The sequence below is a fragment of the Limnohabitans sp. genome (assembly GCF_040401135.1).
Classification (GTDB): domain Bacteria; phylum Pseudomonadota; class Gammaproteobacteria; order Burkholderiales; family Burkholderiaceae_C; genus Limnohabitans.
Map to the genome: position 1 here is coordinate 62,312 of NZ_JBBAOV010000001.1, position 7,819 is coordinate 70,130.

General features: G+C 55.6%; 7 protein-coding genes and 1 pseudogene. 1 reads left to right on the forward strand and 7 read right to left on the reverse strand.

The window, feature by feature from the left end; translation table 11 throughout:
- The 7 genes and pseudogenes from ABWP81_RS00290 to ABWP81_RS00320 all read right to left on the reverse strand — a co-directional run.
- Positions 1 to 222 (reverse strand): annotated as a pseudogene (locus ABWP81_RS00290) (TolC family outer membrane protein); the annotation flags it as partial.
- A 16-nt stretch (positions 223 to 238) separates the two neighbouring features.
- A complete protein-coding gene (locus ABWP81_RS00295) occupies positions 239 to 580 on the reverse strand; it encodes a rhodanese-like domain-containing protein (protein WP_353138088.1) in 342 nt (113 codons plus the stop codon).
- A gap of 9 nt (positions 581 to 589) precedes the next feature.
- Positions 590 to 1,246, reverse strand: coding sequence for a protein-L-isoaspartate O-methyltransferase family protein (locus tag ABWP81_RS00300; protein ID WP_353133194.1), 657 nt, complete (start codon positions 1,244 to 1,246; stop codon positions 590 to 592).
- Between the two features lie 41 nt (positions 1,247 to 1,287).
- On the reverse strand, positions 1,288 to 4,470 hold the full coding sequence (locus tag ABWP81_RS00305) for an efflux RND transporter permease subunit (protein WP_353138091.1): 3,183 nt from the start codon (positions 4,468 to 4,470) through the stop codon (positions 1,288 to 1,290).
- A gap of 15 nt (positions 4,471 to 4,485) precedes the next feature.
- Complete coding sequence (locus tag ABWP81_RS00310; protein WP_353138094.1) at positions 4,486 to 5,670, reverse strand: efflux RND transporter periplasmic adaptor subunit; 1,185 nt, start codon at positions 5,668 to 5,670, stop codon at positions 4,486 to 4,488.
- Positions 5,667 to 6,329 (reverse strand): TetR/AcrR family transcriptional regulator, encoded by a 663-nt coding sequence (locus ABWP81_RS00315; RefSeq protein ID WP_353133202.1) that lies wholly within the window; start codon positions 6,327 to 6,329, stop codon positions 5,667 to 5,669. Before ABWP81_RS00315 ends, ABWP81_RS00310 begins: the two co-directional genes overlap by 4 nt.
- Positions 6,330 to 6,384: 55 nt before the next feature.
- Positions 6,385 to 7,158, reverse strand: coding sequence for a YdcF family protein (locus ABWP81_RS00320; protein WP_353138097.1), 774 nt, complete (start codon positions 7,156 to 7,158; stop codon positions 6,385 to 6,387).
- Positions 7,159 to 7,230: 72 nt separating this feature from the next.
- Here ABWP81_RS00320 and msrA point away from each other — a divergent pair, with 72 nt between their 5' ends.
- Positions 7,231 to 7,788, forward strand: coding sequence for a peptide-methionine (S)-S-oxide reductase MsrA (gene msrA / locus ABWP81_RS00325; RefSeq protein WP_353133208.1), 558 nt, complete (start codon positions 7,231 to 7,233; stop codon positions 7,786 to 7,788).
- Positions 7,789 to 7,819 lie beyond the last annotated feature (31 nt).

Consider the following 7,819-nt stretch of genomic DNA (forward strand, 5'->3'; position numbering starts at 1 on the left):
ACTCACCGACAACGCAATATTCGGCAAGATCCCACCCAGCGTCTGATTGGCCCGCGCCAAGTTGGCCTCTAACTGCGCTTTGGCCGAAATGAACCCTGCGTCATACCCTCGCGCCGCCTCATATATTTCTACCAGACTTTGCGCTTGGGCATTAGATGCAAAAACCAACATTACCGCAGCGGCTAGGGGCAGGGTACGAAAGAGGGTGCTAGAGAGCGACATTCAGTTCTTTCAAAAATCAATAGGTGGGCACAGCGGCGTCCACTTGCGACGACCATGCGTTGATGCCGCCAGAGATGTTGGCTACATGGTCAAAACCTTGTTGCACCAAAAATGCGGCTACCTGCATGCTGCGTGCACCGTGATGACACAAGACAGCAATGGGTTGGTCGCGTTTCAGCTCAACCAATCGTGCAGGGAGGGTATGCATAGGGATTTTCATCAGCTCAAATCCTTGCGCGGTCACGCAGGCGGTTTGCACTTCCCACGTTTCACGCACATCCAGCACCACGGTTACGCCGTGAGTTGCTTGGGAGGTGATCCACTCTTGCAACTGGGCCGGTTGGACTTGGTCGATCATGCCGCGCACTCAGAACTTGAATCGGGTTGGCTCAGCAAAGCCATGCAAACGTGGGGCCGTGTGGTCCCACAAAGCTTTGCTATCCCATGCAGCGTCAGCAGTGCGTGTAAAAAGCGTGGCCACCATGACGTGGTCATGGCCGACGATGGCCATCAACCGACCGCCGATGGCCAGTTGCTGCAACAAAGCTTGGGGCACTTCGGCCACTGAGCCGCCTAGCACGATGGCATCAAACGGGGCGTCGTCCGAAGCGCCAGTGCTGCCGTCGGCCACGCGCACATCGACGTTGGTGATGCCAGCGCGTTGCAGGTTGTTGCGGGCGTTGCTGGCCAACTCGGGGTTGATCTCTAGGCTCACCACGCGTTGCGCACGGCCTGCCAACAAGGCAGCCATATACCCGCTACCTGTGCCGATTTCTAAAACTTTTTCAACGCCAGTGAGCTGCAAATCGTGCATCAAACGTGCGGCTACACGGGGAGGGGCCATGAATTCACCGTGGCCCAAGGGGATGTCGGTGTCGGTGTAGGCCAAGGCTTGGTAGGCCTGTGGCACAAACATTTCACGTTGTACGTGAGACAACACAGCCAGCACTTGAGTGTCCAGCACTTGCCAGGGCCGGATTTGTTGTTCCACCATGTTGAAGCGGGCTTGTTCTTGTGTATTCATTTCAAAACTCCGAAATCGATTATTTAAAAATATACAAAATTTTAACGGGCGACGCTGTCAGAGCCTGACGACCATTTGCGTTTCATCCATTCGGCCAAATCATCCATATAGCAATACACCACGGGCACAACGACCAGCGTCAGCAAAGACGAGGTAATAACCCCGCCAATCACGGCCTGGCCCATGGGTGCGCGCTGTTCTGCGCCTTCAGACAGGGCAAACGCCAAGGGCACCATGCCAAAAATCATGGCCAAAGTGGTCATTAAAATTGGGCGCAAACGCACTTCAGCGGCCAACAGCAGGGCATCGTGCCGGCTCAGGCCTGGCTTGATCGAGCCATCGGGCTGCAACTGGGGCTCACGTGAGCGGATGGCAAAGTCCACCAACAAAATGGCGTTTTTGGTGACCAAGCCCATCAGCATGATGACGCCAATGATGGAGAACATCGAAAGGCTCGAGCCAAACATCAGCAAGGCCAGCACCACGCCAATCAGGGTGAGGGGCAGGGCGGTCATAAGTGCCATGGGCTGCAAGAAGCTTTTGAACTGGCTGGCCAGAATCATGTAGATGAAGACAACGGCCAAGATCAAGGCGGATAAAGCGTAGTCAAACGACTCAGCCATACTTTTGGTAGAGCCGCCAAATTGGTAACGGTAGCCAGGCGGCATTTGAATACTGTCCAAGGCTTTGCGTATGTCACCAGACACCTCGCCCGCTGAGCGGTTGTAAACGTTGGCGTTGATGGCCACTTCGCGCATCAGGTCGCGGCGGTTGATTTGGTTGGGGCCCGTGCCTTCCACCACTTGGGCCACTTGGTTTAGTCGCGCCACGCGTGGGCTGCCATCGGCGTTGGTGCCTATCGTGAAGGGCAAACGCTCTAGGTCTTGCATGGCGTTGCGTGCATTGGGAGCCAGGCGCACGTTCACGTCATAGGTTTGGTCGTTGGCAGCACGCCAGTTGGTCACCGTGCTACCCGCCACCAAGATGCGCAACTGGTTGCCAATAGCACCCAGCGACAGTCCAATATCGCTGGCGGCTTCGCGTTGCACCTTCACATCGATGCTGGGTTTGTTGGGCTTGACGCTGGAGTCCAAATCAACCAAGCCAGGGACGGTGTTGATTTTCTCCATCACTTGCACGGCCAGGCGTTCTAGCTCGCGCAAGTCGCTGCCTTGCAACGAGAACTCCACTTGTTTGTTGCCACCCACTGCATCCATCAAACCTGCGTGCGTGACAGTGATGCCCGGCACTTGCAGCAAGCGTTCGCGAAAGCTGGCCGACATTTGGTCCACACTGCGTTGACGGTTTTTGCGGTCAACCAAGCGGATGTAAATGTTGGCGTAAATTTTGCCGTTGGCCATGCCTGTGTTGATGGTGGACAGGGTGTAGCGTACCTCGGGAAACTCTCGGATGATGGCCTCCACCTGCTTGGCTTTGGACTCGGTGACTTCCAAAGATGAACCCACGGGGGTGTAGAAGTTGACCGTGGTTTCAGAGAAATCGGCCTTAGGCACAAACTCGGTGCCCAGCAAAGGAACCATGAAGATGCTCGTTGCAAAGGTGCCAATGGCCAAGGCTACGGTGGCACGTTTATGAATGAGCGACCATTTCAAAATGCGCTGGTACAGGGCAATGAGCTGGTCTGTTGTCTTTTCAAACCAAGCGGTAACGGGGCCAATGGTGCGGTCGTAAAAGGTGTTTGATTTGCCGTGCTGACCGTGCGCTTGAATGGTTGGGTCGTGCCAAATAGACGACAGCATGGGGTCGAGGGTGAAGCTGACGAACATGGAAATGAGCACCGCCGCCACGATGGTGATGCCAAACTCGTGGAAGAACTTGCCAATGATGCCGCCCATAAAACCAATCGGCAAAAACACCGCCACGATCGACAGCGTGGTGGCCATCACAGCCAAGCCGATTTCTTGCGTGCCGTCCATCGCGGCTTGGTAAGGCGTTTTGCCCATTTGCACATGGCGCACGATGTTCTCGCGCACCACGATGGCGTCGTCAATCAACAAGCCCACGCACAACGACAAAGCCATGAGCGTGATCATGTTGATGGTGAAACCAAATATGTACATGAACAAAAAAGTGCCAATGATGGCAATGGGTAGCGTGAGGCCGGTGATGACGGTAGAGCGCCAAGAGTTCAAAAACAAGAACACGATCAGCACCGTCAGCAACGCGCCTTCAATCAGAGTTTGACGCACGTTGGCCACACCCACACGGATGGGGCGAGAGCCGTCTTGCACTTGCTCTAGGCGCAGGCCTGGGGGCAGTTGCGCTTTCATCTCAGCGACGGTTTTGGTGAGGCCATCAATCACGTCGATGGTGTTTTCGTCTTGGGCCTTTTGCACCGTCATCAACAGCGTGCGTTGGCCGTTGTAAAGCGCCAAGCTCTCCACCTCTTGCGCGCCGTCGTTGACGGTGGCCACTTGGCTCAAGCGAATGGCCGTGGTGTTTTTACGCGCCACGATGATTTGGCCAAAGTCCTCGGGTCGAAGCATGCGGCCTTGAATTTGAATCACGCGGTCTTGTTGCAGCGAACGCAAACTGCCCACGGGCAAGTCTTGGGTTTCCGACCTCACCGCACTCACCACTTGGTCTGCGCTGATGCCCAGCGACTCCATGGCTTGCGGGTTGAGGTACAAATTGATTTCGCGCTTGGTCCCACCCACCAACGTCACCGAGCCCACGCCGCGCACGTTTTCAAGGCGTTTTTTCAATACTTGGTCGGCCCAGTTGGTCAACTCCACAGCGGAGAGCGGCGGGTTGCCTTGCGTCGTTTCAGGCACTACGGCCAGTGACCAAATGGCGCGGCTTGACGGGTCAAAGCGCAAGACCTTGGGCTCTTTCACATCGGAGCGGAGTAAAGGGCGGAGCGCGGCCACTTTCTCGCGCACGTCGTCTGCGCCTTTGCGGCCATCGATGTGTAGTTGAAACTCAATCACCACCACCGACATGCCTTCGTAGCTACGCGAGGTGAGGGCGCTGATGCCCGCGATGGAATTGACGCCTTCTTCAATCTTCTTGCTGACTTCGCTCTCCACAATCTCAGGCGATGCACCTGGGTATTCGGTGGTGATGACCACCACAGGGAAGTCGATATTGGGGAACTGGTCAATCTTCAGGCGTTGATAAGAAAACAAGCCCAGCACTACAAAGGCGAGCATCATCATGGTCGCGAAGACCGGGTTTTTTAAGCTGACTTGGGTGAACCACATATGGGGTCTGTCGCTTTAGGGGGCAGCGCTGGCCGCAGAAGACGCGGCATTTGCTGCGGCTGCGGTGTACTTCACCGCCATGCCCTCACGCAAAGCACCCACATTGCTTTTGAGCACGGTACTGCCCTCGCTTAGACCGGTCACGCCCACCATGGTTTCAGCTTCAGGCTGAGCTATGTCCATGCCGCGCACACCCATCGTGACGATTTTGTGGGCTACTTGCAGTTGACCGCTCACTTGTTCCACCACTTGCACATAAGGTTGCGCACGGTCGGTGCGAACAGCAGACAAGGGCACGGCCAACACTTGGCTCTTACCCATGCCCAAGATACCCTTGGCAAATAGGCCGTTGCGCAAACCATCGGCTTTGTCGAGCGCCAGATAAATCAACACGCTGCGGCTGCCCGCTTGAGCGCTGGGGCTGATGCGTTTGACCTTGGCCCCCACCGTTGCTTTGCGGTCTTCCACTTGCAGCGCGGCTATTTGGCCAACGCGCACATCCATAGATTCGCTGGGGCTTAGTGGGACTTCGACTTCAAGTTGGCTCAAATCGACCAGTTCCATGATCTTGGCGTCAATGCCCACGCGTTCGCCCACCTGGGCTGCGCGACCAGACACAATGCCTGCAAAAGGCGCACGCAAGGTGGCGTCATCCAAAGCCTTACGGGCCACGTCAGCACCTGCAATGGCCGCTTTGTGGCTGGCAACAGCCCCTACAAAGTTGGCCTCTGAGTTGTTCATCGCAGCTTTGGAAATGAAGTTTTGTGCAGCCAGGGATTGGTTGTTTTCCCATGCGCGCTTGGCAATTTCCATCTGCGTCATAGCCGCAGTGGCTTGTTCTGATGTTTGTTGCCAACGGCGTTGGTACTCGGTGGCGTCGATGCGGGCCAGCACGTCGCCTGCTTTCACGGTGTCACCTTCGCGGGCCATGACTTCTTTCAGTTCACCCGCCACGCGGGCTTTGATGACCGCATAGTTCACAGCCTTGACAGTGCCTGAGATGGCTAAACCTTGGGTGATGTCGCGCAGCTCGGCCCTCAACACATCGGTGCTGGCTAGCTCCACTTGCGTTTGAGCGACGGCTGGCGCAGAAGCCGCAGCTTTTTTGGCACTTTGGTTGCTCATGGCACGCCAAATGCCGCCTACCAAGGCCAGCAAGATGACGCCAATGACGATCCAACGAGGTTTGATTTGTTTCATGTTTTTTGGGCTGTCATGCCGTGCAGCAGCACATCGACTTGCATGTGAATAAATTGTTCGGGGTCCACGATCTTGGCTGAAGCCGCGCAGGCGCCCATGGAGTGTTTCCACATCATCAAAAAGATCATGGGCGCCACAATGATGTGCACAGCTTGTTCCAGGTCAAGCTGGCGAAACTCGCCACTGTGCACGCCGCGCTCCAAGATGCGGCGAATCATGGCGTTGCCAGGCTTGATGACTTCTTCTTGGTAAAACAGGGCAATCTCAGGAAAGTTTTGGGCCTCGCTCATCACCAGCTTGGTGATGCCGCTGGCGCGTGTCTTGCCAATGCGTTCCCACCAAGACAGCAGGGCGTAGCGCAACATGTCTGCGCTGGAGCCCTGAAAGACCTCGAACTCTTCTTGCCAGGTGGGAAATTGGTTGACGATGTTTTCGCGCACCACCGCTTTGAACAAGTCTTCTTTGCTTTGGAAGTACAAAAACAGCGTGCCCTTGGACACACCAGCTCGCGCAGCCACCTCGTCCACGCGAGCAGCAGAAAACCCTTTTTCAACAAATAAGTCCAAAGCTGCGTCCAGCAATTCGCCTGGACGTGCTTCTTTGCGACGCTCGCGTTTGTGCGTGGTTTCTATCGGGCTGATCAGAGTTTCAAGGGCCATAAGCTGCTAATGACTGGTTGGTTAGCAATGTACCAGTTTAATGTTTTGGGACCCCTTAAATCACCAATAACCCCAGCCATTCCTTGATGACCCAACCACTCTCGCGCAGTCCGTTCCCGCTGGGCAGCCATTGCAAAAGTGGTCCAACATCACTGCGGATATAGCCCATGGGGGCGGGGACAACGCGCAAACCCGCTGCTTCAAACTGACGCACGCTGCGTGGCATGTGCCAAGCGTGGGTGACCAATGCAATGTGCGTGATGCCATCGTTTTTAAGTAGGGCGGCAGTTAACAAGGCGTTTTCTCGCGTATCACGCGATAGTTTTTCTTGCCAGCGCAAGGCGGTTGAGCCTAAGCGGCTCAAAACCAATGCAGCCACTTCGGCTTCAGATGTTTGCTCAGTTTGGCCAGCCCAGCCAATACCGCCGGTGTATGCCAAGGGCAGCTGGGTGGTGCGCGACAAATGAACGCCGTACAGCAATCGCGACATAGCATCGGGCGACAACGTGGGACCGTCGTATTCCACAGCATCGTTTTCGACACCGCCACCTAAAACCACAATGGCTTGCACATGTTGTATCTTTAAATCTTCAGGGCCAATGGGGCGAACTTGCGGCAGCAAATGCACAGACAGCCAAATGGCCACGGCTTGGCAACTGAGCAGCCACATCAGCAGCGTGGCCGCGCCAGCAAGCGCGACAGGTAAGCCTGCCACCCGCAATCGGTTGCGCCAAGCCCAAAACAACAAGGCAAAGAGTGCCAACAAGCCACTCGTGGCGGGCAGGACCAGCGCGGTCAAAATAGGCTTAAGAGCAAGCAGAGTGTCCATATTCCATCCAGTGTGCCTTCAAACGAGATGCGCATCTGTTCCTTAACGCACACAATCATAGAATTAGAGCTTATGACAAATACCTCCGCACCCCCAGCACTCACCCAAGCCATTACCTTGGGCGGCGGCTGTTTTTGGTGCACCGAAGCTGTATTTGTTCGGGTCAAGGGCGTGTTGGATGTGGAGTCGGGTTATTGCAACGGCCACACCTTGAAGCCTACTTATGCCGATGTGTGCACTGGCGAAACAGGCCATAACGAGGTGGTGCGTTTGGTGTACGACCCGCGGGTCATCAGCTTGCGTGAGGTGCTGGAAATTTTCTTTGTCATCCACGACCCCACCACTTTGAATCGCCAAGGCAATGATGCAGGTACGCAATACCGCAGTGGTATTTACTTGAGTAACGAGGCCGACCGCGAAGTGGCGCAGCAGGTGCTGGACGAGGTGAATGCGGCCATGTCAGGCCGCGTGGTGACCGAGCTGAAAACCTTGGACAACTATTCAGCCGCCGAGGACTACCACCAAGACTATTTCGAAGCCAACCCACACCAAGGCTATTGCGCTTTTGTGGTCGCTCCCAAGGTGCAAAAGTTTGTGAAGACTTTTGCCGACAAAGTCAAACAAGGCTGACATGCTGCGTGTTGTGCCTCTGCCTCTGCCT